Origin of the sequence: Pseudomonas sp. B5(2017) (assembly GCF_002112825.1) — a bacterium.
Classification (GTDB): domain Bacteria; phylum Pseudomonadota; class Gammaproteobacteria; order Pseudomonadales; family Pseudomonadaceae; genus Aquipseudomonas; species Aquipseudomonas putida_Z.
Genome location: NZ_NEIR01000001.1, coordinates 70,729 through 96,820, shown reverse-complemented (window position 1 = coordinate 96,820; position 26,092 = coordinate 70,729). Strand labels below are relative to the sequence as shown.

21 protein-coding genes and 1 tRNA gene are annotated in these 26,092 nt (G+C 64.7%); 8 read left to right on the top strand and 14 right to left on the bottom strand.

The genetic code is table 11. The features are described 5' to 3' along the window. Nucleotides 1-8 precede the first annotated feature (8 nt). Together CAG00_RS00480 and CAG00_RS00475 are read left to right on the top strand one after the other, a co-directional pair. Complete coding sequence (locus CAG00_RS00480) at nt 9-470, top strand: response regulator (RefSeq protein WP_015269730.1); 462 nt, start codon at nt 9-11, stop codon at nt 468-470. Nucleotides 471-483: 13 nt separating this feature from the next. Further along, on the top strand, nt 484-2,871 hold the full coding sequence (locus CAG00_RS00475) for a response regulator (protein WP_085663161.1): 2,388 nt from the start codon (nt 484-486) through the stop codon (nt 2,869-2,871). 91 nt (nt 2,872-2,962) lie between these two features. Here CAG00_RS00475 and CAG00_RS00470 read toward each other — a convergent pair. Beyond that, a tRNA-Gln gene (locus tag CAG00_RS00470) sits at nt 2,963-3,037 on the bottom strand. Nucleotides 3,038-3,297: 260 nt separating this feature from the next. Here CAG00_RS00470 and CAG00_RS00465 point away from each other — a divergent pair. Then, the gene (locus tag CAG00_RS00465; RefSeq protein WP_025338457.1) at nt 3,298-3,540 is read left to right on the top strand and encodes a DUF465 domain-containing protein; all 243 of its coding nucleotides are present in this window, start codon (nt 3,298-3,300) and stop codon (nt 3,538-3,540) included. A 1-nt stretch (nt 3,541) separates the two neighbouring features. On the opposite strand, the gene CAG00_RS00460 is transcribed toward CAG00_RS00465, so the two are convergent. Then, a complete protein-coding gene (locus CAG00_RS00460; protein WP_085663160.1) occupies nt 3,542-3,967 on the bottom strand; it encodes a DUF1810 domain-containing protein in 426 nt (141 codons plus the stop codon). Nucleotides 3,968-4,126: 159 nt separating this feature from the next. Between CAG00_RS00460 and zapE the strand changes: the two genes are divergently transcribed. Continuing rightward, on the top strand, nt 4,127-5,197 hold the full coding sequence (gene zapE / locus CAG00_RS00455; protein ID WP_085663159.1) for a cell division protein ZapE: 1,071 nt from the start codon (nt 4,127-4,129) through the stop codon (nt 5,195-5,197). A 127-nt stretch (nt 5,198-5,324) separates the two neighbouring features. Here the strand turns inward: zapE and CAG00_RS00450 are convergent, their stop codons facing one another. Next, complete coding sequence (locus CAG00_RS00450; protein ID WP_085663158.1) at nt 5,325-7,214, bottom strand: propionyl-CoA synthetase; 1,890 nt, start codon at nt 7,212-7,214, stop codon at nt 5,325-5,327. Nucleotides 7,215-7,394: 180 nt separating this feature from the next. Between CAG00_RS00450 and CAG00_RS00445 the strand changes: the two genes are divergently transcribed. Further along, nucleotides 7,395-8,261, top strand: coding sequence for a LysR family transcriptional regulator (locus CAG00_RS00445; RefSeq protein ID WP_085592929.1), 867 nt, complete (start codon nt 7,395-7,397; stop codon nt 8,259-8,261). On the opposite strand, the gene CAG00_RS00440 is transcribed toward CAG00_RS00445, so the two are convergent. From CAG00_RS00440 to CAG00_RS00415, 5 genes are all read right to left on the bottom strand, one after another. Further along, nucleotides 8,235-9,389: an HPP family protein gene (locus CAG00_RS00440; RefSeq protein ID WP_085663157.1), complete on the bottom strand. Its 1,155-nt coding sequence runs from the start codon at nt 9,387-9,389 to the stop codon at nt 8,235-8,237. The genes CAG00_RS00445 and CAG00_RS00440 overlap by 27 nt on opposite strands. A gap of 340 nt (nt 9,390-9,729) precedes the next feature. Continuing rightward, a complete protein-coding gene (locus CAG00_RS00430) occupies nt 9,730-11,049 on the bottom strand; it encodes a sensor histidine kinase (protein WP_025338451.1) in 1,320 nt (439 codons plus the stop codon). After that, nucleotides 11,046-11,714: a response regulator transcription factor gene (locus CAG00_RS00425; RefSeq protein ID WP_013971919.1), complete on the bottom strand. Its 669-nt coding sequence runs from the start codon at nt 11,712-11,714 to the stop codon at nt 11,046-11,048. Before CAG00_RS00425 ends, CAG00_RS00430 begins: the two co-directional genes overlap by 4 nt. Beyond that, entirely contained in the window at nt 11,715-12,029 is a 315-nt protein-coding gene (locus tag CAG00_RS00420; protein WP_025338450.1) for a PepSY domain-containing protein, read from the bottom strand. It lies immediately after the preceding gene. Beyond that, nucleotides 12,029-12,340 carry a PepSY domain-containing protein gene (locus tag CAG00_RS00415; RefSeq protein ID WP_025338449.1) on the bottom strand — a complete coding sequence of 104 codons (312 nt, stop codon included), beginning with the start codon at nt 12,338-12,340 and terminating at the stop codon, nt 12,029-12,031. Before CAG00_RS00415 ends, CAG00_RS00420 begins: the two co-directional genes overlap by 1 nt. A gap of 279 nt (nt 12,341-12,619) precedes the next feature. On the opposite strand from CAG00_RS00415, the gene CAG00_RS00410 reads away from it, so the two are divergent. Together CAG00_RS00410 and queD are read left to right on the top strand one after the other, a co-directional pair. Next, nucleotides 12,620-13,699 (top strand): patatin-like phospholipase family protein, encoded by a 1,080-nt coding sequence (locus CAG00_RS00410; protein WP_085663156.1) that lies wholly within the window; start codon nt 12,620-12,622, stop codon nt 13,697-13,699. Nucleotides 13,700-13,752: 53 nt separating this feature from the next. Next, complete coding sequence (gene queD / locus CAG00_RS00405; RefSeq protein ID WP_025338446.1) at nt 13,753-14,109, top strand: 6-carboxytetrahydropterin synthase QueD; 357 nt, start codon at nt 13,753-13,755, stop codon at nt 14,107-14,109. 39 nt (nt 14,110-14,148) lie between these two features. On the opposite strand, the gene CAG00_RS00400 is transcribed toward queD, so the two are convergent. Together CAG00_RS00400 and CAG00_RS00395 are read right to left on the bottom strand one after the other, a co-directional pair. Then, on the bottom strand, nt 14,149-15,417 hold the full coding sequence (locus CAG00_RS00400) for a hypothetical protein (RefSeq protein WP_085663155.1): 1,269 nt from the start codon (nt 15,415-15,417) through the stop codon (nt 14,149-14,151). Between the two features lie 71 nt (nt 15,418-15,488). Then, nucleotides 15,489-15,956, bottom strand: a complete 468-nt coding sequence (locus tag CAG00_RS00395; RefSeq protein WP_161795747.1) for a DUF1289 domain-containing protein — start codon at nt 15,954-15,956, stop codon at nt 15,489-15,491. Between the two features lie 406 nt (nt 15,957-16,362). Between CAG00_RS00395 and acnB the strand changes: the two genes are divergently transcribed. Then, nucleotides 16,363-18,972: a bifunctional aconitate hydratase 2/2-methylisocitrate dehydratase gene (acnB, locus tag CAG00_RS00390; RefSeq protein ID WP_085663154.1), complete on the top strand. Its 2,610-nt coding sequence runs from the start codon at nt 16,363-16,365 to the stop codon at nt 18,970-18,972. A gap of 176 nt (nt 18,973-19,148) precedes the next feature. Here the strand turns inward: acnB and prpD are convergent, their stop codons facing one another. The 4 genes from prpD to prpC form a co-directional block, all read right to left on the bottom strand. Next, nucleotides 19,149-20,633 carry a 2-methylcitrate dehydratase gene (gene prpD, locus CAG00_RS00385; RefSeq protein ID WP_085663153.1) on the bottom strand — a complete coding sequence of 495 codons (1,485 nt, stop codon included), beginning with the start codon at nt 20,631-20,633 and terminating at the stop codon, nt 19,149-19,151. A gap of 154 nt (nt 20,634-20,787) precedes the next feature. Beyond that, the gene (gene prpF, locus CAG00_RS00380) at nt 20,788-21,978 is read right to left on the bottom strand and encodes a 2-methylaconitate cis-trans isomerase PrpF (RefSeq protein WP_054572632.1); all 1,191 of its coding nucleotides are present in this window, start codon (nt 21,976-21,978) and stop codon (nt 20,788-20,790) included. Between the two features lie 144 nt (nt 21,979-22,122). Then, a complete protein-coding gene (acnD, locus tag CAG00_RS00375; protein WP_085663152.1) occupies nt 22,123-24,711 on the bottom strand; it encodes a Fe/S-dependent 2-methylisocitrate dehydratase AcnD in 2,589 nt (862 codons plus the stop codon). 169 nt (nt 24,712-24,880) lie between these two features. Then, on the bottom strand, nt 24,881-26,008 hold the full coding sequence (gene prpC, locus CAG00_RS00370; RefSeq protein ID WP_013971911.1) for a 2-methylcitrate synthase: 1,128 nt from the start codon (nt 26,006-26,008) through the stop codon (nt 24,881-24,883). Between the last annotated feature and the right edge of the window lie 84 nt (nt 26,009-26,092).

Sequence of the window (26,092 nt, the reverse complement as noted above, 5' to 3'; positions counted from 1 at the left end):
CTACCATCATGCTCAAACCCATCCTGCTGGTCGAAGACAACCCACGGGACCTGGAGCTGACGCTCCTGGCGCTGGAGCGCAGCCAGTTGGCCAACGAGGTCATCGTGCTGCGTGACGGTGCCGAGGCACTCGACTACCTGCTTCGGCGCAATGCCTATGCCGAACGTGACGATGGCAACCCCGCCGTGCTGCTGCTGGATCTGAAACTGCCAAAGGTCGACGGCCTGGAGGTGCTGAAGGAAGTGCGCGCCACCGCCGAGCTGCGCAGCATCCCGACGGTGATGCTGACGTCCTCGCGCGAGGAGCCCGACCTGCTGCGCGCCTACGAGCTGGGGGTGAACGCGTACGTGGTCAAGCCGGTGGAGTTCAAGGAATTCGTCGCCGCCATTTCCGACCTGGGGGTGTTCTGGGCGGTACTCAACGAACCGCCACCCGGCTCGCTGCGCCTGAACCGGCGTGGCAGCATCTGAGGTGGCCGCGACGATGCAGCCAACGCCGCTGAAACTGCTGATGGTCGAAGACAACTCGATGGACGCCGAGCTGACCCTGATGCGCCTGGAACGCAGCGGGTTGCAGGTGCAGGCGCAGCTGGTGTTCGACCATGCCGGTGTCGAGCAAGCCCTGAGCGAGCCCCACTATGACCTGATCTTGTGCGACTGCGTGCTGCCGGGCTCGTCCGGCACCGATGTGCTGGCCATCGCCCAGCGCCTGGCACCGGACATTCCGTTCATCTTCCTGTCTGGCATCTATGGCGAAGAACATGCGGTGGAAATGATCCGCCTGGGCGCCACCGACTATGTACTCAAGAAGAACCTGCCGCTGCTGCCCAAGGCCGTACGCCGGGCCCTGACCGAAGTGCAGGAGCGCCAGCGCCGGCGCCGCGCCGAAGAAGCCCTGGCCGACGTCGAGGCACGGGCACGCATTGCCATCGACGCTGCCGGCATGGGCACCTGGGACATGCGCCCGCAAGAAGGCCTGTTGTTGTGGGATGACCGCTGCAAGACCCTGTTCGGCCTGCCCGCCGATACCGAAATGAGCCTCGAGGTGTTTTACGCCGGCATCTACCCCGACGACCTGCCGCAGGTGCGCGAGGCGGTGGAGCACGCCATGTGCCCGGAAAGTGGCGGCCTGTATCGGGTCGAATTCCGCATCGCCCACCCCGCTGGCCTGGAACCGCGCTGGCTGCTCAGCAGTGGCCAGAGCCAGTTCGTCGACGGAAAGTGCGTGCGTTTTTCCGGGGTGCTGCAAGACATCCATGCCCAGCGCCAGGCCAACCAGGCACTGCGCCAGCTCAACGAGATGCTGGGTGAAAGGGTCGAGCGCCGCACCCGCGAACGCGACCGTGCCTGGGAGCTGTCGCAGGACTTGCTGGCCGTGCTCAACAAGGACCTGACCCCAGTCGCGCTGAACCCCGCCTGGGAAGCCAGCCTGGGCTTGTCCCGCGAACGCCTGAGCCAGTCGTCCTTGCTGCACCTGCTGCCCGAGCCCGACCAGGAACTGCTGCTCACCGAACTGGCCGCCCTCGCCCATGGCCGCACCAGCGCCCGCTTTGTCGGGCGTATCCTGGATGCCGGTGGCCAGCAACGCTGGTTGTCGTGGGTGGTGGTGCCGGAAGACACCCTGCTGTACGTGGTGGCGCGCGACATCACCAGCGAGCGCGAAGCCGCCCTGGGCCTGGCCGAAGCCAACGCCCGCCTGCGCGAGCAGATCGCCGAGCGCGAACGTATCGAGGCCGCGCTGCAGCAGATGCAGCGGCTTGAAGCGGTCGGCCAGCTGACCGCCGGTGTGGCTCACGACTTCAACAACCTGCTGACGGTAATCCTCACCGGTGCCAGCTTCCTCGAGCGCGACCTGGCCAAAGCCGACGTTGAAAAAGCCCGTGCGCGGCTCACGCACATCCGCGAAGCCGGCGAGCGCGGCGCCAAGCTGACCTCGCAGTTGCTGGCTTTCTCCCGTCGCCAGCGCCTGGAACCGGTGGCGCTGAACCTCAACCGCACCCTGGCCGGCCTGGAGGAGTTGCTGCGCCGCACCTTGGGCGGCAATGTCTCGGTGCGCCTGGACCTGGAACCAACCCTGTGGCAGGCGCTGACCGACCCGACCCAGACCGAAATGATCATTCTCAACCTGGCGATCAATGCCCGCGATGCCATGCCCGACGGCGGCCAACTGACGCTGTCGACCCGCAATACCCGGATCGACGCCCGCCCGCAGCGCCCGGAAGACCCGGACCCTGGCGAGTACGTGATGCTGAGCATCCGCGATACCGGCTGCGGCATGAGTGAAGAGGTGCTGGCCAAGGTATTCGAGCCGTTCTTCACCACCAAGGATATCGGCAAGGGCTCGGGCCTGGGCCTGGCCCAGGTATTCGGCTTCGCCAAACAGTCCGGGGGTGGCGTGCGCATCGACACCACGCCTGGGCGTGGTACGCAGGTGGCCGTGTATCTGCCGGCAGTCAAGGGTGAAGCCGTCAACGAACCGGTGCCGTCGCTGTTCAGCCACTCGATAAGCGAAAGCGGCCGTAATCGCACCGTGCTGCTGGTGGATGACGACCATCTGGTACGCGACATGCTCGGCGATGTGTTGCGCCAGTACGGCTACCAGGTGCGCCAGGCGCACAGTGGCGAACAGGCCTTGGCCTTGCTGGATGAGCAGATCGACCTGCTACTGAGCGATTTCGCCATGCCCGAGTTCAACGGTGCGCAACTGGCACTGGCGGCACGCGAGCGGTACCCGCACCTGCCGGTGGTACTGCTTACCGGTTATGCAGAATTGCAGGGGCTGGAGTTGCCGGGCAGCCTGGTGATCCAGAAGCCGGTACAGGCCGATGAACTGGCCCGCTTGCTGAACGAGATGCTTGGAACTGCCAGGTGACCGAACAGCCCGCGACAAAACCTGCGGAAACGACAAAGCCCGGCGCTTGTCTTTCCAAGCACCGGACCGAGATACGTTTGAAGCAGGAAAATGGCAGGGGCGGCTGGATTCGAACCAACGCATGGCAGGATCAAAACCTGCTGCCTTACCGCTTGGCGACGCCCCTGTATCGGATGCAGCGTTTGCTGCTCTGACAATTCCAACTGAGTGACAACTGGGTTGTTGTCTTGGAATGCGCGGCACTTTAACAACAAACTTTCGGTCTGTGAACCCCCTGATGAAAAAAAATTACCAAAAAACAGCGAGTTAGTCATTTTCGGGGTTGGCGCGGCGACCATCCGTCGTTTTCCGCCCGCTTGGCTTCAACACAATCGCTTTCCTCCCTTCCAATCAGATGAGCCATCTGCATTGACCAAGGAGGACCCCATGCCTGTCTCCCACGACCTTTACCAGGACTTGCACTACCCGCGCGAAATCGTCCAGCAACGCCGTCAGCAGGACAAGGCACTGGACCGGCTGCTGGACGAGTACATGGACATCGACAACCAGGTGCTGGCCGCCGAGTCGATCTCGGCGGGCAACTTCGAGGATGAAGACCTGCGCCGCCTGAAAGAACGTCGGCTGGCAGTGAAGTACATGATCGAGCGCCAACTGGAGCACAAGGCCTGAGCTAACCCTGCAACATGGCCAGGGTCAGGGCGTCCTGATCACCGCCGTAAAATTGCACCAGCGCCAGCTGGAACAGCGGGTTGTCGCGCGCCGCCCGGGCGAACAGGGTCAGGCACGAGCGCAGCTTGAGGTGGTCGGGGCTGCCGAGCATTTCGCGGGCGCTCTTGTCGCTGTGCTGCAACAGCGCAGTCACGCAGGCCTCCAGGCGTGGGCCAAGCAGCGGATGAGCCAGGTAGGCACGGGCCTCGTCGATACCGGCCAGCGCATAGCGTTCGGCCATGGCGCTGTGGCCCAGGCCATCGAGCTGCGGGAACACGTACCACATCCAGTGGCTGCGCTTGCGCCCGGCCTGCAGCTCCTGCATCACCTGGTCATACACAGGGTTCTGCGCCTCGACGAAACGCTGCAGATCATGGTCGGCGTGCATGCTCGCCCCTCCTCGCATCGGCTCCAGCCTCTACTGTACGCCTGCCATGGCAAACCTATCTCATCAGGCGATGATTGCCGCGCACTTTCTGTATTGGTCAAAATGGCCGCCCTCGGGCAAGCTGCACGCTGCCCCGCCATCGCCCAAGGAGCTTTGCTTTTGCCTGTCTGGATCCCTACCCCGCTACGCCAGCTTGGCCAACGCCTGCGCGGCGCCGCCGCCAACCAGAGCGAACTGCTCGGCTGGTTCGAGGACAAGGCGCACAGCCGCGGTTACCAGCTCAGCGACGGCCAACGCCGGGTGATCCACTGCATGGCCGAACAACTGGCGCAGCTCGAACAAGGCCAGCCGCGCAGCCTGTACCTGTACGGTTCGGTAGGCCGGGGCAAGAGCTGGCTGCTCGATGGCTTTTTCCAGGCGGTGCCGGTGCAGGCCAAGCTGCGCCTGCACTTCCATGACTTCTTCGCCCGCCTGCACCAGGGCATGCACCGCCACCGGGCGCTGGACGATGCATTGGGCGCGACCCTCGACGAGCTGGTAGGCGATTGCCAGGTGCTGTGCTTCGACGAATTCCATGTGCACGACATTGGCGATGCCATGCTGCTCACCCGGCTGTTCAATGCGTTGTTCAGCCGCGGCGTGTTCCTGCTGGTGACGTCCAACTATGCACCCGAAGGGCTGCTGCCCAACCCGCTGTACCACGAACGTTTCCTGCCGGTGATCCGCCTGATCAACAGCGCGATGGAAGTGCTGGAAGTGGGTGGCGATACCGATTTCCGCAGCCTGCCGGCCAACCGCGAGCATCAGCGCTTTACCCGGGGCCACTATATGTGGCCGGGCAATGCAGCGCAGCGCCAGGCGCTGAAAGTGCCCGAGCCGCAGCCGGTGATGCTGGAAGTGAACAAGCGCCCGCTGCGCGCGCTGGCCGTCGATGGCCGGCGGGTGGTGCTTGGCTTTGACGACCTGTGCGAAAAGGCCACGGCAGTGATCGACTACCTGGTGCTGGCTGGGCAGTACGATGAGTGGATCATCGATGGGCTGGATGATCTGTCTGAATGTTCGCTGGCGGCGCAGCAACGTTTCGTCAACCTGGTGGATGTGCTGTATGACCAGGACCGGCAGGTGCTGGTGATCGGCAAACGGCCGCTGGAAGAAAGCCTGGGCGGGCCGCTTGCCGACCTGATGCGTACGCGCAGCCGGTTGGGGCAGCTGCATCAGGTAGGGCCCTAGAACTGCATTGCCTGGGCCGGCCTCTTCGCGGGTAAACCAGCTCCCACAGGGATGTCACAGGCCTTGAGAACTGTGCAATACCTGTTGGAGCGGGCATGCCCGCGAAGAGGCCAGCAAAGTCAAAACATCAACCCGCCCTGGGCAAATCCGCCAGCACCGCCTCGATCTCCCCCAGCACTGCCGGGTCATCCAGGGTCGAAGGCGGCACATAGTCCTGCCCGTCGGCAATCTTGCGCAGCACCGCCCGCAGAATCTTCCCGGAGCGGGTCTTGGGCAGCCGCTTCACCAACCGCACCCGGTTGAAACACGCCAACGCGCCAATCTCCTCGCGCACGCTGCCCACCAGGTCCACCAGCAACTGCGCCTCGGCAATGCCCTCGCCGTCCTTGAGCACCACCAGGGCCAACGGCACCTGCCCCTTGATCTCGTCATGCACGCCAATCACCGCGCACTCGGCCACCGCCGGGTGGCGTGCCACCAGGTCCTCCATTTCGCCGGTGGACAGCCGGTGCCCGGACACGTTGATCACGTCATCGGTGCGCCCCATGATGTAGACAAAACCGTCATCGTCCAGGTAGCCACCATCGCCGGTGTGGTAATACCCCGGGTAGGTCCGCAGGTAAGCCTGCAGGTAACGCTCATGATCGCCCCATAGCGTCTGGCTGCACCCGGGCGGCAACGGCAGGGCGATGACGATCGAGCCCTGGTGGTTCGGCCCGAGCAGGTGGCCCTCGTCATCCAGCACGCGCACGTGGTAACCCGGCACCGCTCGGTTGCTGGACCCCGGCTTCGCCGCGCTGCCTTCCAGCCCTACGCAGGGCGCGGTGACCGGCCAGCCGGTCTCGGTCTGCCACCAATGGTCGTGCACCGGCTTGCCACTGACCCGTTCCAGCCATTCGTGGGTGCTGGAATCCAGTTTCTCGCCAGCCAGGAACAACTGGCGCAGCGAGCTCAGGTCGTGCTTGCGGATCAGCTCCCCCTCGGGGTCTTCCTTGCGGATGGCGCGCATGGCCGTGGGCGCGCAGAACAATGCATTGACCTTGTATTGCTCCACCACCCGCCAGTAGGCCGAGGCGTCCGGGGTACGGATCGGCTTGCCTTCGTAGAACACCGTGGTGCAGCCGCTCATCAGCGGCCCATAGACGATCAGCGAATGGCCGACCACCCAGCCCACATCGGATATGCCCCACCAAACATCGCCGGCCTGCATGCCGTAGATATGGCGCATGGCGTAGCACAGCGCCACGGCATTGCCGCCGTTTTCCCGCACGATGCCCTTGGGTTTGCCGGTGGTGCCAGAGGTATACATGATGTAAAGCGGGTCGCCGGCATCCAGCTCCACCGGTGCCACCGGCTCGGCGTTGGCCAATGCCGCCTGCCAGTCCAGGTCGCGGCCTGGCTGCAGCTGGGCACGCGCCTGCGGGCGCTGCAGCACCAGCACGTTGCGCGGCTGGTGGCGGGCCAGTTGCAGGGCGCGATCGACCAGCGGCTTGTATTCGATTACCCGGTCGAACTCCAGCCCGCAGGAGGCCGTCAGCAGCAGCGTCGGCCGGGCATCGTCGATGCGCAAGGCCAGCTCGTTGGCGGCAAAGCCACCGAACACCACCGAGTGCACTGCGCCAATCCGCGCGCAGGCCAGCATGGCCATGGCCGCCTGCGGCACCATGGGCATGTAGATGATCACGCCATCGCCCTTGTTCACCCCCAGCTGGCGCAACAACCCGGCCAGGCGCGCCACCTCGTCGCGCAATTGGTGGTAGGTGTAGGCCTGCTGCACGCCGGTCACCGGCGAGTCGTAGATCAGCGCAAGCTGCTCACCACGGCCCTGCTCGATCTGGTGATCAAGGGCCAGGTAGCAGCTGTTCAGGCGGCCATCGGCAAACCAGCGGTGGGTACCGTCGGCATTGTCTTGCAGCGTGAGGGCAGGTTTGCGGTGCCAGGCCAGGTGCGCGGCCTGTTCCGCCCAGAAAGCGGCAGGGTCGGAAATGGAATGGGCGTAGCTGTGCTGGTAGCTCATATCGAAAGAAACCCGGTACTTGTTGTTATTGAAGGGCGAAACTTGAGTATGGACCGCTACACCCGCGCCGCCATGGGACTAAAGTCACAACCGACCTGCAAATTTGCAGACAACGCAAAAACGCCCCATAACGGTGCAAAGCCTCTAGAATAGGCCACCCCTTCAGCCACCGAGCAGCTCATGGACATCGATCAGGCCCGTACCTTTCTGGAAATCGTGCGTTGCGGCAGCCTGGTCGCCGCCGCCGAACGCCTGTTCGTGTCACAGACCGCAATCACCGCGCGGGTGCAGCGCCTGGAGCAGCAACTGGGCTGCCAGCTGTTCGTGCGCAGCCGCAACGGCGCCAGCCTGACCAGCGACGGCGAGGCATTCGTCAGTTATGCCAACCAGATGGTGCAAACCTGGGAAGCGGCGCGCCGCGACCTGCCGCTGCCCGAAGGCTGCCAGCAAGTGCTGCACGTGGGCGCTGAGGTGAGCCTGGGCAACCCGATGCTGCTCGACTGGGTCAGTGCCCTGCACCGCGAGCTGCCCAGCCATGCCATCCGCAGCGAGGTGAGCGACGGCGAATCGCTGCTGCGCAAGGTCGAGATGGGCCTGCTGGATGCCGCGTTGGTCTACCAGCCGACCTACGGCCCGGGCCTGCAGGTGGAGCAGTTGATGGAGGAAAAGCTGATCCGTGTGCGCCGGGTCGCCCAGCCAGACCCGTACATCTATATCGACTGGGGCGAAGCCTTCCGTCGCCAGCACGATGCCGCCCTGCCCGACTGCGCGCGCCCGGCGCTGAGCTTCAACCTGGGCCCGCTGGCCTTGCAGTTCATACTCGACCAGGGCGGCAGTGGCTACTTCCGCACGCGGGTGGTACAGGCCTACCTGGACAGCGGGGTGTTCGAGCGGGTACCGCAGGCGCCGGAATTCACCTACCCGACCTTCCTGGTGTACCCGCGCAAGCGCGACAGCGAAGCCCTGCAACAGGCCTTCGCCATCCTGCGCCGGCTGGTGGCCGCCGGCGCCAGCGACTGGTCACAACGCTGGGACCCGGTTATCTGAAGCCTCGGCCTTGCTGAGCAGCTGGCGCTTGAGGCCGGCGATCAGGTCGGTCTGGGTGATCACCCCCACCAACTGGTCGGCATCGAGCACCGGCAGGCAATGCAGGCCCTGCTCGCACAGCAATGGCAGCAAGCGCTCCAGCGGGTGCTGGCTGCTGACGCTGATTACCCGGCGGCTCATCACCTGCTCCATGCGCACCGCCTTGCGGCCGAACAACCCGCGCCAACTGAAGCGGCCACGCTGCATGGCCGGGCCGACCAGGTCGCTGAGGCTGACGATTCCCACCAGCTTGCCCTGCTGCAGCACCGGCAGGGTTTTCAGGTGGTGGCTGGCCAGCATTTTCCAGGCCTGCTCCAGAGTGGTGTCGGGCGTGGCGAACTGCACGTCGCGGGACATCACCGATGCTGCGGTGATGCCGCCGAGGCTGCGCTGCAGGGCGTGTTGCTCGGTGGCCAGGATGATGCGTTCCAGTTCGTCACGGGTGACGTCGACGAACTCGCCCAGTTCTTCCAGGGCCTGGTCAAGGTCTTCTCCACGGATGCCGACCCGCTCGCTGGGCAGCGGGTCATGGGTGTGGTGCAGGTCCTTGCGCGGCACCGCGCCTTTCGGGTAGCGCACGCCGGTGAGGCGGTTGTAAAGGATCGCCACCGCTACCAGGATCAACGCGTTGAGCAGCACCGGCTCCAGCAGATGGTCGCCCATGGCGGTCAGCCCCGGGTCGGCCAGCACCGCGCTCACCGCCACCCCGCCACCTGGCGGGTGCAGGCAGCGCAGCAGGCACATCACCAGGATCGAGATACCCAGGGCGGCAGCGGCCACCCACAGCTCCGGGCCGAAGCCCTGGCGCATGGCCAGGCCGACCGCGCCGGCCAGGGCGTAGCTGCCCAGCACCGGCCAGGGCTGGGCCAACGGGCCCGAGTGCACGGCGAACACCAGCACGGCCGAAGCCGCCAGCGGGCCGAGCAGGTGCAAAGCGATGCTGGGGCCATAGGCCATGCTGGTCAGCCAGCCGGCGAGGAACAGGCCGAGCAACGCGCCGATACCGGCACGCAACCATTCTTTGGGGGGAATATTCAGGGGCGCTGGCAACAGCCGCTGCAGACGACTTTCGGAACGCGAGGCAGACATGTAGGTAATCGGAATCTGTAGTTTTTCTGGTTAAAAGAAAGCCCAGCCGAGGTGGCCTGGGCCTCGTATTGCGGTTGCAATAGCACAAGGGGCTCCGTCCGTGGAGAGATGGAAACCGCAGGGTTTCGTGGGGGAATTTTGCCGGGTGGGTTGAGATTGGGCTAATTCAAAAAAATGCGGCTGTACTGCAATTTTTTTGCAGTGGTGATATGGCCAGCAAATTCCTCAAGCGCGCCGCGCAACTTGTGGGAGCGGGTTCACCCGCGAAGAATGCGACACGGTGCATGGCACCGGCTTCGCCGGTGTTCGCGGGTAAACCCGCTCCCACAGGGACCCGGCATTACCGAGCCTTGCGCGGCAAGTCGATGCTTACCCGCAAGCCGCCCAACGGGCTATCCAGCAGCGCCAGGCGCCCGCCCCAGGCCTCGACGATATCGCGCACGATGCCCAACCCCAGCCCGTGCCCGTCTACCTGCTCGTCCAGCCGCGAACCGCGCTCCAGTACCTGCTGCCGCTGGCCCTCGGGGATACCGGGGCCATCATCATCGACCCACACCTGGTAGCCCTCGGCATTCGGTGCGATACCCAGCCGCACCTCGCTGTCGGCCCACTTGCAGGCGTTGTCCAGCAGGTTGCCGAGCAGCTCCAGGAAGTCCTCGCGGTCCCAAGGCAGCAGCAGCCCGGGCGGCACATCCCTGGCCAGCAGCAGGCCCTCGCCATGGATCATGCCCAGCGTCCCCAGCAACCCCGGCAGCTCGACGTCGCAGTCGAACTGCGCGCCAGGCAGCGCATCCCCCGCCAGGCGCGCACGGTTCAGCTCACGCGCCAGGCGCTGCTGAATCTGCTCCAGCTGCTCACGCATCTGCGCGCGAACATCCGGCAGGTCCTTCAGGCGCTCGCTGGAGGCCAGGCTCAGCAGCACCGCCAGTGGCGTCTTCAGTGCATGGCCCAGGTTGCCCAGGGCATTGCGTGAGCGGCGCAGGCTGTCTTCGGTATGGCTCAGCAGGTGGTTGATCTGCCCCACCAGCGGCGCCAGTTCGCTGGGCACTTCGGCATCCAGCTGCGAGCGCTGGCCCTGCTGCAACTGGGCGATCTGCTGGCGAGCCCGCTCCAGTGGCCGCAGCGAGCGGGTCACGGTGATGCGCTGCAACACCAGCACCAGGATCAGCGCCACCAGGCCCATGCCCAGGCCGATCTGTTGCAGGCGCCGAAAACCTTCGCGTACCGGCGAATAATCCTGTGCCACGCTGATCGAAATGTCCTGGCCCAGGCGCCGGTAGTCGGCACGCAGGGCAAGCAGTTGCTGGCCTTCCGGGCCGAGTTCGTGGCTGTCGGAAAGGCCCGGCGCGGCGGGCTTGGGCATGTCCAGATCCCACAGCGAACGGGAGCGCCAGGTGCCTTTATCGAAATCGATGCGGAAGTAATAGCCGGAAAACGGCCGCTGGTAGGCGGCCGAAATACGCCGCTCATCCAGCTGCAGGCCCGAAGGCCCGCGCACCAGGGCCACCAGCAGGTTTTCGCTTTCCTTGCGCAGGCCGTTCTCCAGGTAGCGCTGCAGGCCGACTTCGAACAGCCACAACGTCAGCTGCGCCAGCACCAGGCCGACCACCACCAGCACCGCCACCAGGCCCAGGCTCAGGCGCGCCTGGATCGACTTCACGCGGCGCTCCCGGCGTAGATGTAGCCCTGCCCACGGCGGGTCTCGATGACGCTGCGGCCCAGCTTGCGCCGCAAGTGGTTGACGTGCACTTCCAGCACGTTGGAATCGCGCTCGGTTTCACCGTCGTAGAGGTGCTCGGCCAGGTGGCTCTTGGACAGGATCTGCTGCGGATGCAGCATGAAGTAGCGCAGCAGGCGGAACTCGGCGGCGGTCAGCTGGATATCCACGCCGTCACGGTTCACGCACTGCCGGCTTTCGTCCAGGTGCAGGCCGGCCGCTTCCAGCGTCGGCTGGTTGGCCAGGCCACGGGCACGGCGCAACAACGCCTGGATGCGCAGCTGCAGTTCTTCGGGGTGGAAGGGTTTGCTCAGGTAGTCATCGGCCCCGGCCTTCAGCCCTTCGATACGCTCGGCCCACGAGCCACGGGCAGTAAGGATCAACACCGGCGTGGCCAGGCCGGCGGCACGCCACTGGGCCAGTACCTCCAGGCCCGGCAAGCCCGGCAGGCCAAGGTCCAGGATGATCAAATCGTAGGGTTCGCTCTGGCCCTGGTACACCGCGTCGCGGCCATCGGCCAGCCAGTCCACGGCGTAGCCCTGGCGCTGCAGGCCGGCGGTCAGTTCATCGGCCAGCGGTACATTGTCCTCGACAAGCAACAGGCGCATTCAGTCGTCTTCCTCGTCTTTGAGCAGGGCACCGCTGCTGGCGTCGAGCTTGATCTCGCGCACCACGCCTTCAGCCGTCAGCAACTCGACTTCGTATTCGTAGCGATTGTCGTCTTCTTCCAGCTCGGCCTCCAGCAGGCGCGCCCCGGGGTGACGCCCCAGGGCGGTTTCCAGCAGATGCTCGAGCGGCAGGATGATGCCCTTCTGGCGCAGTTCCAGGGCTTCGTCCTGGTCCAGGTCGCGGGCAACGGCCAGGGAACACACGGCCAGCAGGGCCAGCGCGAGGTAGCGCGCCGGCCGCAGTAGGTGGGTCATCAGTTGTCCCGCTCGTCCTTCAGCACCTCACCGGTCTTGGCGTCCAGCGCCACGTCCCATTCGACGTTCTGCGTGTCGCGCAACTCGACCTTGTAGATGTAGCGGCCGTACTCGTCTTCAAGCTCCGAGTCGGTGACGGTGGCACCCGGGTGCTTGGCCACGGCGGCGGCCTTGAGTTCGTCCAGCGACTTGACGGTCTTGGCATTGACCAGCTTGACCACTTCGTCGGGCTGCACATCCTTGGCGATGGCGGAATGGGCGCCCAGGGCAAGGGCGGCGGCTACGGTGAACAGGGCAGTCATGTGTTTCATCGTTCTTCTCTCCTGAGAACTGTGCAAGTTGTCTACGGGGTTAAGATTAACCACCGGTCCTTAATTCAACCTGAAAACAACTGGCGCCATGATAGCGCAGGTCAGGCTGCTTTCACGCCATCACCGAATCCCGCGCGGTCCCTGTGGGAGCGGGCTTGCCCGCGAACACCGGCGGAGCCGGTGCCATACACCACGTTGCATGCTTCGCGGGTGAACCCGCTCCCACAGGGTATTCGCATGAAGCCTTATAATGACCGCCTGCTGCCCAAGAGACCCGCCATGAGCGCCATTCACATCAAGTACCCCGCCCTCACCTTCAAGGCAGGCCAACGTGCCCTGCGGCAGGTCCGCGAGCGCGGCCTGCAGGCGGCCGATGTCGGTGTGCTGCCGGGTGCGGCTGGCGGGCCGAAGCCGCTGGGCATCCAGGGCCTGGACCTGGCGCTGTTCGGTGAGTGGCTGCCGTCGGCACCACGCCAACGTGCGCTGATCGGCGCCTCGATCGGCGCCTGGCGCTTCGCCAGTGCCTGCCTCGACGACCCGGTCGCAGGCATCCGTCGCCTGGGCGAACTGTACACCGAGCAGGATTTCGCCAAGGGCGTCACCCCGGCCGAAATCAGCCGCAGCTGCCAACACATGCTCGACAACCTGCTGCAAGGCCGCGACGGCCAACTGCTGGCCAACCCGCACTATCGCCTGAACATCCTGGTAGTGAAGAGCCATGGCCAGCTCGCCCACGACCATCGTGGCCGCCTGGGCCTCGGCCTGGGTTCGGTGATCGCCAGCAACCTGCTCGGCCGTTCGCGCCTGGCCCGGCACTTCGAGCGCATCATCCTGCACGACGGCCGCGCCACGCCGCCGCTCGACGCACTGACCGACTTCCCCTCGCGCTGCCTGCCGCTGGACCTGGCCAATCTGCGCCATGCCTTGCTCGCCTCAGGGTCCATCCCCATGGTCATGGAAGGTGTGAAAGACATCCCAGGCGCAGGTGCAGGCACCTACCGCGACGGCGGCCTGCTGGACTACCACCTCGACCTGCCCTACCGCGGCGACGACCTGGTGCTGTACCCGCACTTCACCGACATGGTCGTACCCGGCTGGTTCGACAAGGCCCTGCCCTGGCGCAAGGGCGATGCCACCCGCCTGCAGAACGTGCTGCTGATGACACCCTCGCCGCAGTACCTGGCGGCGCTGCCCTACGGCAAGCTGCCCGACCGCAACGACTTCAAGCGTTTCATGGGCGATGCGCCTGGCCGCAAGCGCTACTGGTACAAGGCCATTGCCGAGAGCCAGCGGCTGGGCGACGAGCTGCTGGAGCTGATTGCCACCGGGCGGTTGCATGAACGCCTGCAAGCCTTGTAGCGGCCATGCTGGTAGACTGCGCGCATTCTTGATTCACATAGAGTTATGACAGCGTGGAAATCTTCAAGGAATTCACATTCGAATCGGCCCACCGCCTGCCGCACGTACCTGCCGGGCACAAATGCGGCCGCCTGCACGGCCACTCGTTCAAGGTCGGCCTGCACCTGACCGGCCCGCTCGACCCGCACACCGGCTGGATCCGCGATTTCGCCGAGATCAAGGCGATCTTCAAGCCGATCTACGAGCAACTGGACCATAACTACCTGAACGACATCCCGGGCCTGGAAAACCCCACCAGCGAAGTGATCGCCAAGTGGATCTGGGACCAGGTCAAGCCGCTGCTGCCGGAACTGTCGAAGGTCCGCATCCACGAGACCTGCACCAGCGGCTGCGAGTACAGCGGCGACTGAACCCCGGCAAGGGCGCTGTAGCAGCGCCCTTGCGCCCCCCTAGAACCTGGCCGAGGTTTCCACCACCTGCACAGTCAGGGAACCTTCCTCACCCAGCGCCTCCGTACCCAGCCTGCGTTCGCTGCGATCTGCCAGCTTCACGACTCGGCCACTGCTGTGCCTGAGCTTCACGTTGGCCACTGTTGCCCCCACCTGCAAGGCAGCCGGGTCCAACCCGTCCAGATGCCAGAGAAAATCCGCCTGCGCACGAACCGATTGCCAGCGCTGCGCCAGGCTCATGGTCCAGCCCTTCTGTTTACGCAGGGTGAAGTTCAGGCGCCGACCGCGCTCGTCAAGCGGCCAGATCTCATACGCATACACCCCGTTATCGAGGTAGGCGGCAAACCAGAAACGCTCGCATGCCGGTCGGGTTTCATCGTCGCGCCAGCGCGTGCCCAACGAATCGGTCTGCTCCACACTCAACCTTGCCCGTGGGTTCCACTCCCAGCCTTCGTCAAAGCGAGCTGCCACCAAGCCCTGCACGCCGTCCGTGGAGCCGGCAGGGCCGGCCGGCGTCTCGTCGGGCCGCCAGCACAAACTCGCGATAAAACTGTGCTCTGCCTTGAACGCCTGACTGCTGCCCGCCAGCTGCAGGCTCGTGCCCCAGGCGACATCACGCGCTTCATGGGCGTAGTCCAGCACTTCGAGGGCCATCAGGCCTGGCTCGCCGGACAGCGTGTTTATCAGCCACGCCTCCTGGTTGGCGATGCGCCTGGCCCGTTGCCCGGCGGCGTCGACCAGAACGACATTGCATAACCGCGCCCCGCGCTTGATATCGTTGTGGTTGATACCCGAAAGATTCCACAGGTGCTGCGGGTCGGCCAGATGCTGACGCCCGGCCGCCGCCTCGGTCTGGTCCTTCACGCCTACGTAGCCTGCAAAGCCTGACAGCGCCCCCGGCTTACTGTAGACAATCCGCTTCAGCGGTTTCCAGTTCCGGTCATAAGGCCGCATTTCATAGCGCAGCGTCGCCCCGGTCCGGTCCGTACCGCTGACATAGGCTCCGAACCAGAACAGCTCGCCATACACATGACTGGGCAAGGTGTAGCTCCATGGCTCCAGCCGCAATGGCCCGGTGCCTTCGGGCTCGGCCCGCAGATACCGGTACCAGTGGTCATTGTGAAACCCGGCCCCGCCATAATGCAGCCACATGGGGGCAAGCCTGGCGGTCGAAGCGTCCCACTGATCGGGATGCAGGAGCTCATCGCCCAGCTGCCACCAGCAGCGAGCCAAAAAGGAAAATTCCGGGTGGTAGACATAGTCGCTCATGGGCGCTTCCTGTACATGGAAAACGCCGGACACTACGCGAGCGATGCCGCCTGATATCAGCGGGAAACAGCCTACTCCAAAGCCTGTTGCAGGAACGCCGGGGCGATGTAGCGCTGGTAATGCGCCTCGGACAGCAGGAAGAACTCGCGGTCGATGGCGTCGCGCAACTGCGGCAGCTCCCAGTCGCGGAATTCCGGCAGCAGCACCATGCCATAGGCCTCCAGGTCACGGATCATCCGCGCCCCGCGGGCAATCAGCTGGTACGCCCAGCAATATTCCGACTGCTGCTCGACAAAGCGGATGGAACGCTGCTCCAGTTGCTGGCGCAGCAGGCCTTTGTCGAACACCTCCAGCTTGGCCATCATCACCTGCACCAGCAGTTGCTCCAGGCGCAGCCACACGGCGCGCTTCTGCGCATCGTCGTAGCCGTTCCAGTTGATCACTTCGTGGTGGAACCGCTTGCAGCCACGGCAAACCGTGTCTCCGTAAACCGTGGAGCACAGGCCGACGCAAGGGGTCTTGATGGACTTGTTGGACATGAAAAACAACAGCTTGGCGGTGGAACACGGGCTCATGTTAGCCCTTTGTCTAACCAGGGTCACTCGTTAAAGTCATCTTCGCCGCCTTACGTTCGAGCTTTTTTTGCCGTAGAATCATCCCGCCTTTTCAAAGGCAACAATGTCCGTTGGAAGCTGTTTTCAAAGCGTCACGAGCACAGTTCATCCGGTAGAACGGCGTTGGCCCGGGCCATGCATCCCTCGCATGCCCGTGCCAGCCCTCATCAGCTCCCCGTTCTGCAGGCGTAAAACTTTGAAAGCAGCTTCTGTAAGGATTCTTTGCGACTCTGGCTGGGCGGCCCACAAAGCCGTGGCAGCGCATGGGTGCATTGAATGCTGGATGAGCGTCCCGGACCCCCTTTAGGGACCACTGATGAGGGAAATAACTGTGCTTGAAGCCTACCGCAAACACATCGAAGAGCGTGCCGCCCTGGGTATCGTGCCCCAGCCGCTGAACGCCGAACAAACTGCAGGCCTGGTCGAGCTGCTGAAAAACCCGCCGGCCGGCGAAGAAGCCTTCCTCGTAGACCTGATCACCAACCGCGTACCGCCAGGGGTCGACGAAGCTGCCTACGTCAAGGCCGCTTTCCTCTCCGCCGTCGCCAAGGGCGAAGCCAAGTCGCCTCTGATCGACCGCAAGCACGCCACCGAACTGCTGGGCACCATGCAGGGCGGCTACAACATCGAAACGCTGGTCGCACTGCTGGATGACGCCGAACTGGGCGCCGTCGCGGCCGAACAGCTCAAGCACACCCTGCTGATGTTCGATGCCTTCCACGATGTGGCCGAAAAAGCCAAGGCCGGCAACGTTCACGCCAAGGCCGTGCTGGAATCCTGGGCTGCCGGCGAGTGGTTCACCTCGCGTCCGGCCATCGCCGACAAGTACACCCTGACCGTGTTCAAGGTGCCTGGCGAAACCAACACCGACGACCTGTCCCCTGCTCCGGACGCCTGGTCGCGCCCTGACATCCCGCTGCACGCCCTGGCCATGCTGAAAATGGCCCGTGACGGCATCGAGCCATCCCAGCCTGGTTCGGTCGGCCCGCTGGCCCAGATCGAAGCCGTCAAGGCCAAGGGTTACCCGGTTGCCTACGTCGGTGACGTGGTCGGTACCGGTTCCTCGCGTAAATCCGCCACCAACTCGGTGCTGTGGTTCTTCGGCGACGACATCCCGTACGTGCCGAACAAGCGCGCCGGTGGCTTCTGCTTCGGCACCAAGATCGCCCCGATCTTCTACAACACCATGGAAGACGCCGGCGCCCTGCCGATCGAATTCGACTGCACCAACCTGGGCATGGGCGACGTGATCGACGTTTACCCGTTCAAGGGCGAAGTGCGCCGTCACGGCAGCGACGAACTGGTCACCAAATTCGAGCTGAAAACCGAAGTGCTGCTGGATGAAGTCCGCGCTGGCGGCCGTATCCCGCTGATCGTCGGCCGTGGCCTGACCGAAAAAGCCCGTGCCGAACTGGGCCTGGGTGCTTCCGACCTGTTCAAGAAGCCGGAGCAGCCTGCCGATTCGGGCAAGGGCTTCACCCTGGCACAGAAAATGGTCGGCCGTGCCTGCGGCCTGCCAGAAGGCCAGGGCGTGCGCCCAGGTGCCTACTGCGAGCCGAAGATGACCACCGTCGGTTCCCAGGACACCACTGGCCCGATGACCCGCGACGAGCTGAAAGACCTGGCGTGCCTGGGCTTCTCCGCTGACCTGGTGATGCAGTCGTTCTGCCACACCGCGGCCTATCCGAAGCCGATCGACGTCACCACCCACCACACCCTGCCAGACTTCATCCGCACCCGTGGCGGCGTGTCGCTGCGCCCGGGCGACGGCATCATCCACAGCTGGCTGAACCGCATGCTGATGCCTGACACCGTGGGTACCGGTGGCGACTCGCACACCCGCTTCCCGATCGGCATCTCGTTCCCGGCAGGTTCCGGCCTGGTGGCCTTCGCCGCCGCCACCGGCGTCATGCCGCTGGACATGCCAGAGTCGATCTTGGTGCGCTTCAAGGGCAAACTGCAGCCAGGCATCACCCTGCGTGACCTGGTTCATGCCATCCCTTACTACGCCATCCAGAAGGGCCTGCTGACCGTCGAGAAGAAAGGCAAGAAAAACGCCTTCTCCGGCCGCATCCTCGAGATCGAAGGCCTGAACGATCTGACCGTCGAGCAAGCCTTCGAGCTGTCCGACGCCTCGGCCGAGCGTTCCGCTGCCGGTTGCACCATCAAGCTGCCAGAAAAGGCCATCGCCGAGTACCTGCAGTCCAACATCACCCTGCTGCGCTGGATGATCGGCGAAGGCTACGGCGATGCCCGCACCCTGGAGCGCCGCGCCCAGGCCATGGAAGCCTGGCTGGCCAAGCCTGAGCTGCTGTCGGCCGACGCCGATGCAGAATACGCCGAAATCATCGAAATCGACCTGGCCGACGTGAAAGAGCCTGTGCTCTGCGCGCCGAACGACCCGGACGATGCCCGCCTGCTGTCTTCGGTACAGGGCGAGAAGATCGACGAAGTGTTCATCGGTTCGTGCATGACCAACATCGGCCACTTCCGCGCTGCCGGCAAGCTGCTGGACAAGGTCAAGGGCGGTATCCCGACCCGTCTGTGGCTGGCTCCGCCAACCAAGATGGACGCTCACCAGCTGACCGAAGAAGGCTACTACGGCATCTACGGCAAGGCTGGCGCGCGCATGGAAATGCCAGGCTGCTCGCTGTGCATGGGTAACCAGGCACGTGTGCAGACCGGTTCGACCGTGGTCTCCACCTCGACCCGTAACTTCCCGAACCGTCTGGGCGACGCCACCAACGTGTACCTGGCATCGGCGGAGCTGGCTGCTGTCGCTTCGATCATCGGCAAGCTGCCGACCGTTGAAGAGTACATGCAGTACGCGAAGGACATCGACAGCATGGCTGCCGACGTTTACCGCTACCTGAGCTTCGACCAGATCGCCGAGTTCCGCGAAGCGGCAGCCAACGCCAAGATCCCGGTAGTTCAGGCGTAAGCTGAGTTGTAAGATGTAAAAGAAAGCCCCGGCAGAAATGCCGGGGCTTTCTTGTTTCAACCTGTACCGGCCTCTTCGCGGCTAAAGCCGCTCCCACAGGGACCCCACAGTTGTCGACGGCTGCGCAGGACCTTGTGGGAGCGGCTTTAGCCGCGAACAGGCCAGCACAGGCAACCTCAGATCACGAGCAGGTCGACAAACCTGTGCACCGCCATCTGTTCCAGCTTCTGCTGGTCCTTGCACACCTCAAGAATCTCCCCACACCGCTGCCGCGCAAAGCGCGTGGCCAGGTTGTCCCTGAACTTGGCCTCCAGCAACGGTATGCCCTCCCCTCGCCGCCGGCGATGCCCGATCGGGTATTCCACCACCACCTGCTCGGTACTGCTGCCATCCTTGAAGAACACCTGCAGCGCGTTGGCGATCGAGCGCTTGTCCGGCTCCAGGTACTCACGGCTGAAGCGCGGGTCTTCCACCACCTCCATCTTCTCGCGCAGGCGGTCGATGCTTGGGTGGTTGGCATGGAAGGTGTCTTCGTAATGCTCGGCCACCAGATGACCGAAAATCAGCGGCACCGCCACCATGTACTGCAGGCAGTGGTCGCGGTCGGCGGCGTTTGCCAGCGGGCCGCTCTTGGAAATGATGCGGATCGCCGACTCCTGGGTGGTAATGACGATACGGTCGACTTCGTGCAGGCGGTTACGCACCAGTGGATGCAGGGTTACCGCTGCCTCGCAGGCGGTCTGGGCGTGGAACTCGGCAGGGAAACTGACCTTGAACAGCACGTTTTCCATCACGTAGCTACCCAAGGCTTGCGGCACGCGCAGCTCTTGCTGCTCGGACGGCTTGAGCGCGAGGTCCTTGTTGGTGTGACTGAACAGCACATCATAGAAGCCCCACTGCGGCGCAGTGAGCACGCCCGGCACGCCCATCTCGCCACGCAGGGCAATATCGGCCAGGCGCACGCCACGGCTGGAAGCATCACCGGCGGCCCACGATTTGCGCGAACCGGCGTTGGGCGCATGGCGGTAGGTACGCAGCGCCTGGCCGTCGACGAATGCGTGGGACAAGGCGCTCAGCATCTGCTCACGGTTGGCCCCCATCAGCCTGGCGCACACGGCGGTGGAGGCTACCTTGACCAGAATCACATGGTCGAGGCCAACGCGGTTGAAGGCGTTTTCCAGCGCCATCACGCCCTGAATCTCGTGAGCCATGACCATGGCTTCGAGCACATCGCGCATCAGCAGCGGTGCCTCACCTGCGGCCACGTGCTTCTGCGACAGGTGATCGGCAACGGCCAGGATTCCGCCAAGGTTATCCGAGGGGTGGGCCCATTCGGCGGCCAGCCAGGTATCGTTGTAGTCCAGCCAGCGCACCGTGCAGCCGATGTCCCAGGCAGCCTTGACCGGGTCGAGGCGGTAGGCGGTGCCGGGCACGCGGGCGCCGTTGGGCACCACGGTGCCTTCAACCTGGGGGCCTAGCAACTTGGTGCATTCGGGGAAGCGCAGGGCCAGCAGGCCGCAGCCGAGGGTATCCATCAGGCAGTTGCGCGCGGTGTCCAGTGCTTCGGCGGATTCGACCCGGTACGTGAGGGCGTAATCGGCGAGGGTTTGCAGCACCCGGTCGTAGTCCGGGCGGGCGTTGAGGTCTACGTTGGCGCTCATATCCAGCTCCCTTCAGAATTGCCGGGGCTGCTTTGCAGCCCTTCGCGACACAAGGCCGCTCCTACAGGTACCGCGCAAACCGTGTAGGAGCGGGCTTGCCCGCGAAGGGGCGCAAAGCGGCCCCAACGAACTAAAGCCGAGCGCCAGTGGTGCGTTAGAAGCTATCGCCAGGCACGCGAACCCAGCCCTCCATCAGCACGCGAGCACTGCGGCTCATGATTGCCTTGGTCACTGTCCATTCACCATTCACCTGGCGCGCCTCGGCCCCCACCCGCAGGGTGCCCGAGGGGTGGCCGAAACGCACGGCGCTGCGCTCGCCCCCGCCTGCGGCGAGGTTGACCAACGTGCCCGGAATGGCCGCCGCGGTACCGATGGCCACCGCGGCCGTCCCCATCATTGCATGGTGCAGCTTGCCCATCGACAAGGCCCGTACCAGCAGGTCGATATCACCTGCCTGCACCGCTTTGCCACTGGACGCAGTGTAGGTGCTCGGCGGCGCGACGAAAGCCACTTTCGGCGTGTGCTGACGCCCGGCAGCCTGGTCGACGTTGTCGATCAGGCCCATGCGCACGGCGCCATGGGCGCGAATCGTCTCGAAGCGCAGTAGCGCCTGCGGATCGCCGTTGATGGCGTCCTGCAGTTCGGTGCCGGTGTAGCCGATATCCGCCGCATTGACGAAGATGGTCGGGATGCCGGCATTGATCAGGGTCGCCTTGAACGTACCGACACCCGGCACCTCGAGGTCATCGACCAGGTTGCCGGTGGGGAACATCGCCCCGCCGTCGCCATCTTCGTCGGCCGCCGGATCGAGGAACTCAAGCTGCACCTCGGCGGCCGGGAAGGTCACCCCGTCCAGCTCGAAGTCGCCGGTTTCCTGCACTTCACCTTCGGTGATCGGCACATGGGCGATGATGGTCTTGCCGATGTTGGCCTGCCAGATGCGCACGGTGGCGATACCGTTGCGCGGAATGCGCGCCGGGTCGACCAGGCCGCTGCTGATGGCGAACGAACCGACCGCGGCAGAAAGGTTGCCGCAATTGCCGCTCCAGTCGACAAAGGCCTTGTCGATGCTGACCTGGCCGAACAGGTAGTCGACATCGTGTTCAGGCTTGATGCTTTGCGACAGGATCACGGTCTTGCTGGTGCTCGAAGTGGCGCCGCCCATGCCGTCGATCTGCTTGCCATAGGGGTCGGGGCTGCCGATCACCCGCAGCAGCAGTGCATCACGGGCAGGGCCGGGGATCTGCGCCTGCTCGGGCAGGTCTTGCAGGCGGAAGAACACGCCTTTGCTGGTGCCGCCACGGATGTAGGTGGCGGGGATTTTTACTTGCGGTACATGAGCCATGGATGTGCTGTCCTGTCTGAGATGCATATGGCCTCTGGGGCTGCTTTGCAGCCCATCGCGACACAAGGCCGCTCCTACAGGGATCTGGTAACGCTTGTAGGAGCGGCCTTGTGTCGCGATGGGCCGCAAAGCGGCCCCCTGCAATTAGGCGGTCGCTTCGAGGAAGTCCTGGGCGAAGCGTTGCAGCACCCCGCCAGCCTCGTAGATCGACACCTCCTCGGCGGTGTCCAGGCGGCAGGTCACCGGTACCTCCAGGCGCTCGCCGTTGGCGCGGGTAACCACCAGGGTCAGCGTCGCCCGCGGCGTACGCGCGCCCAGTACGTCATAGGTCTCGCTGCCATCCAGGCCGAGGGTCTTGCGGTCGGTGCCCGGCTTGAACTCCAGCGGCAGTACGCCCATGCCCACCAGGTTGGTACGGTGAATACGCTCGAAGCCTTCGGCGACGATCGCCTCGACACCGGCCAGGCGCACACCCTTGGCCGCCCAGTCACGGGACGAGCCCTGGCCGTAGTCGGCACCGGCGACGATGATCAGCGGCTGCTTGCGATCCATGTAGGTCTCGATCGCCTCCCACATGCGGGTGACCTTGCCTTCCGGCTCGATACGCGCCAGCGAGCCCTGCTTCACGCTGCCGTCTTCCTTGCGCACCATTTCGTTGAACAGCTTGGGGTTGGCAAAGGTAGCGCGCTGGGCAGTCAGGTGGTCGCCACGGTGGGTAGCGTAGGAGTTGAAGTCCTCCTCCGGCAGGCCCATCTTCGCCAGGTACTCGCCGGCAGCGCTGTCGAGCATGATGGCGTTGGACGGCGACAGGTGGTCGGTGGTGATGTTGTCCGGCAGCACTGCCAGCGGGCGCATGCCGCGCAGGGTACGTTCACCGGCCAAGGCACCTTCCCAGTACGGCGGGCGGCGGATGTAGGTGCTCATCGGGCGCCAGTCGTACAGCGGCGCCACCTTCGGCCCACGGTCTTCCTCGATGGCGAACATCGGGATGTACACCTTGCGGAACTGCTCCGGCTTGACCGCGGCACGCACCACGGCGTCGATCTCTTCGTCGCTGGGCCAGATGTCCTTGAGGCGGATTTCCTTGCCGTCGACCACGCCCAGCACATCCTTCTCGATGTCGAAGCGGATGGTACCGGCGATGGCGTAGGCCACTACCAGTGGCGGCGAAGCGAGGAAGGCCTGCTTGGCATACGGGTGGATACGCCCGTCGAAGTTGCGGTTGCCCGACAGCACGGCGGTGGCGTACAGGTCACGGTCGATGATTTCTTGCTGGATCACCGGGTCCAGGGCGCCGGACATACCGTTGCAGGTGGTGCAGGCGAAGGCGACGATGCCAAAGCCGAGCTGTTCCAGCTCCTTCTCCAGCCCGGCCTCTTCCAGGTACAGCTGCACGGCCTTGGAGCCAGGCGCCAGCGACGACTTGACCCACGGCTTGCGGGCCAGGCCCAGCTTGTTGGCATTGCGCGCCAGCAGGCCTGCGGCAATCACGTTGCGCGGGTTGCTGGTGTTGGTGCAGCTGGTGATGGCGGCAATGATCACCGCGCCATCTGGCATCTGCCCTGGCACTTCTTCCCAGCTGCCGGCGATGCCTTTGGCCGCCAGGTCGCTGGTGGCGACGCGGGCATGCGGGTTGGACGGGCCGGCCATGTTGCGCACCACGCTCGACAGGTCGAAGCTCAGGGTGCGCTCGTAGACGACGCCGCCCAGGCTGTCGGCCCACAGGCCGGTGGCCTTGGCATAGGTTTCCACCAGCTTGACCTGCTGCTCTTCGCGGCCGGTCAGGCGCAGGTAGTCGATGGTCTGCTGGTCGATGGCGAACATCGCCGCAGTGGCGCCATATTCCGGGGCCATGTTGGAGATGGTGGCGCGGTCGCCCAGGGTCAGGGCACGGGCACCCTCGCCGTGGAACTCCAAGTAGGCGCCGACGACTTTCTGCTTGCGCAGGAATTCGGTCAGGGCCAGCACCAGGTCGGTGGCGGTGATGTTCGGCGCCAGCTTGCCGGTCAGCTCGACACCGACGATTTCCGGCAGGCGCATCCACGAGGCACGGCCCAGCATCACGTTCTCGGCTTCCAGGCCACCCACGCCGATGGCGATCACGCCCAGGGCGTCGACATGCGGCGTGTGGCTGTCGGTGCCGACGCAGGTGTCCGGGTAGGCCACGCCACGGTCGTTGTGGATCACCGGCGACATCTTCTCCAGGTTGATCTGGTGCATGATGCCGTTGCCCGGCTGGATCACGTCGACGTTCTTGAACGCCTTCTTGGTCCAGTTGATGAAGTGGAAGCGGTCTTCATTGCGGCGGTCTTCGATGGCGCGGTTCTTTTCGAAGGCCTGCGGGTCGAAACCGCCGCACTCGACGGCCAGCGAGTGGTCGACGATCAGCTGCACCGGCACCACAGGGTTGACCTGGGCCGGGTCGCCGCCTTTGTCGGCAATGGCGTCACGCAGGCCGGCGAGGTCGACCAGTGCGGTCTGGCCGAGAATGTCGTGGCACACCACGCGGGCCGGGAACCACGGGAAGTCGAGGTCGCGCTTGCGCTCGATCAGCTGGCCCAGCGAGGCGTCGAGGGTAGCCGGGTCGCAGCGGCGCACCAGGTTTTCGGCGAGTACGCGAGAGGTGTAAGGCAGGCCATCGTAGGCGCCGGGCTTGATGGCCTCGACCGCCGCGCGGGCATCGAAGTAGTCCAGGTCGGTGCCTGGCAGGTGCTTGCGGAATGCAGTGTTCATATCGTTATCAGGCTCGGTCACGGTATTCGGGGGCAGGTGCGGCTCAGGCCTTGGGGGCGCTACGCGCCCCTTTCGCGACACAAGGCCGCTCCCACAGGTACTGCGCCGTCCCTGTGGGAGCGGCCTTGTGTCGCGAAAGGGCTGCGCAGCAGCCCCAGCGATCTATGACTCAGCGCTGCTCGATCGGCACGAACTGGCGCTGCTCGACGCCGACATACTCGGCGCTCGGGCGGATGATGCGGTTGTTGGCGCGCTGTTCGAAGACGTGCGCCGCCCAGCCGGTCAGGCGCGAGCAGACGAAGATCGGGGTGAACAGCTTGGTCGGGATGCCCATGAAGTGGTACGCCGAGGCATGGTAGAAGTCGGCGTTGGGGAACAGGCGCTTCTGCTCCCACATGGTCTTGTCGATGGCTTCGGAAACCGGGTACAGCACCTTGTCACCCACTTCGTCGGCGAGCTGTTTCGACCAGCCCTTGATCACCTCGTTGCGCGGGTCGGACTCTTTGTAGATGGCATGGCCAAAGCCCATGATCTTGTCCTTGCGCTCGAGCATGCGCAGCAGCTCGGCAGTGGCTTCCTGCGGGCTCTGGAAGCGCTCGATCAGCTCCATCGCCGCCTCGTTGGCACCGCCATGCAGCGGGCCGCGCAGCGAACCGATAGCAGCGGTTACGCAGGAGTACAGGTCGGAGAGGGTCGAGGCACAGACGCGGGCGGTGAAGGTCGAGGCGTTGAACTCGTGCTCGGCGTAGAGGATCAGCGACACGTTCATGACCTTGACGTGCAGCTCGCTCGGCTTCTTGCCGTGCAGCAGGTGCAGGAAGTGGCCACCGAGGGTGTCTTCGTCGCTGGTGCAGTCGATACGCACGCCGTCGTGGGTGAAGCGGTACCAGTAGCACATCACCGCCGGGAACAGCGCCAGCAGGCGGTCGGTCTTGTCACGCTGGGCCTCGAAGGTCAGCTCGGGCTCCAGGGTACCCAGCACCGAGCAACCTGTGCGCATCACGTCCATCGGGTGGGCATCACGCGGGATGCGCTCGAGCACTTCCTTCAGGGCTTGCGGCAGGTCACGCAGGCCCTTGAGCTTGCGCTTGTAGTCGGCCAGTTCGGCTTTGCTCGGCAGCTCGCCGTACAGCAGCAGGTAGGCGACTTCTTCGAACTCGGCACCAGCGGCCAGGTCACGCACGTCGTAACCACGGTAGGTCAGCCCGGCACCGGCCTGGCCCACGGTCGACAGCGCGGTCTGGCCGGCCACCTGGCCGCGCAGGCCTGCGCCACTGAGTACTTTTGCTTCGGCCATGGTGTTTCTCCTTTCTTGAACTTGTTATGGAAATCTGGCTAATCGTTGAAACCTGGGCCGGCCCCTTCGCGGGTAAACCCGCTC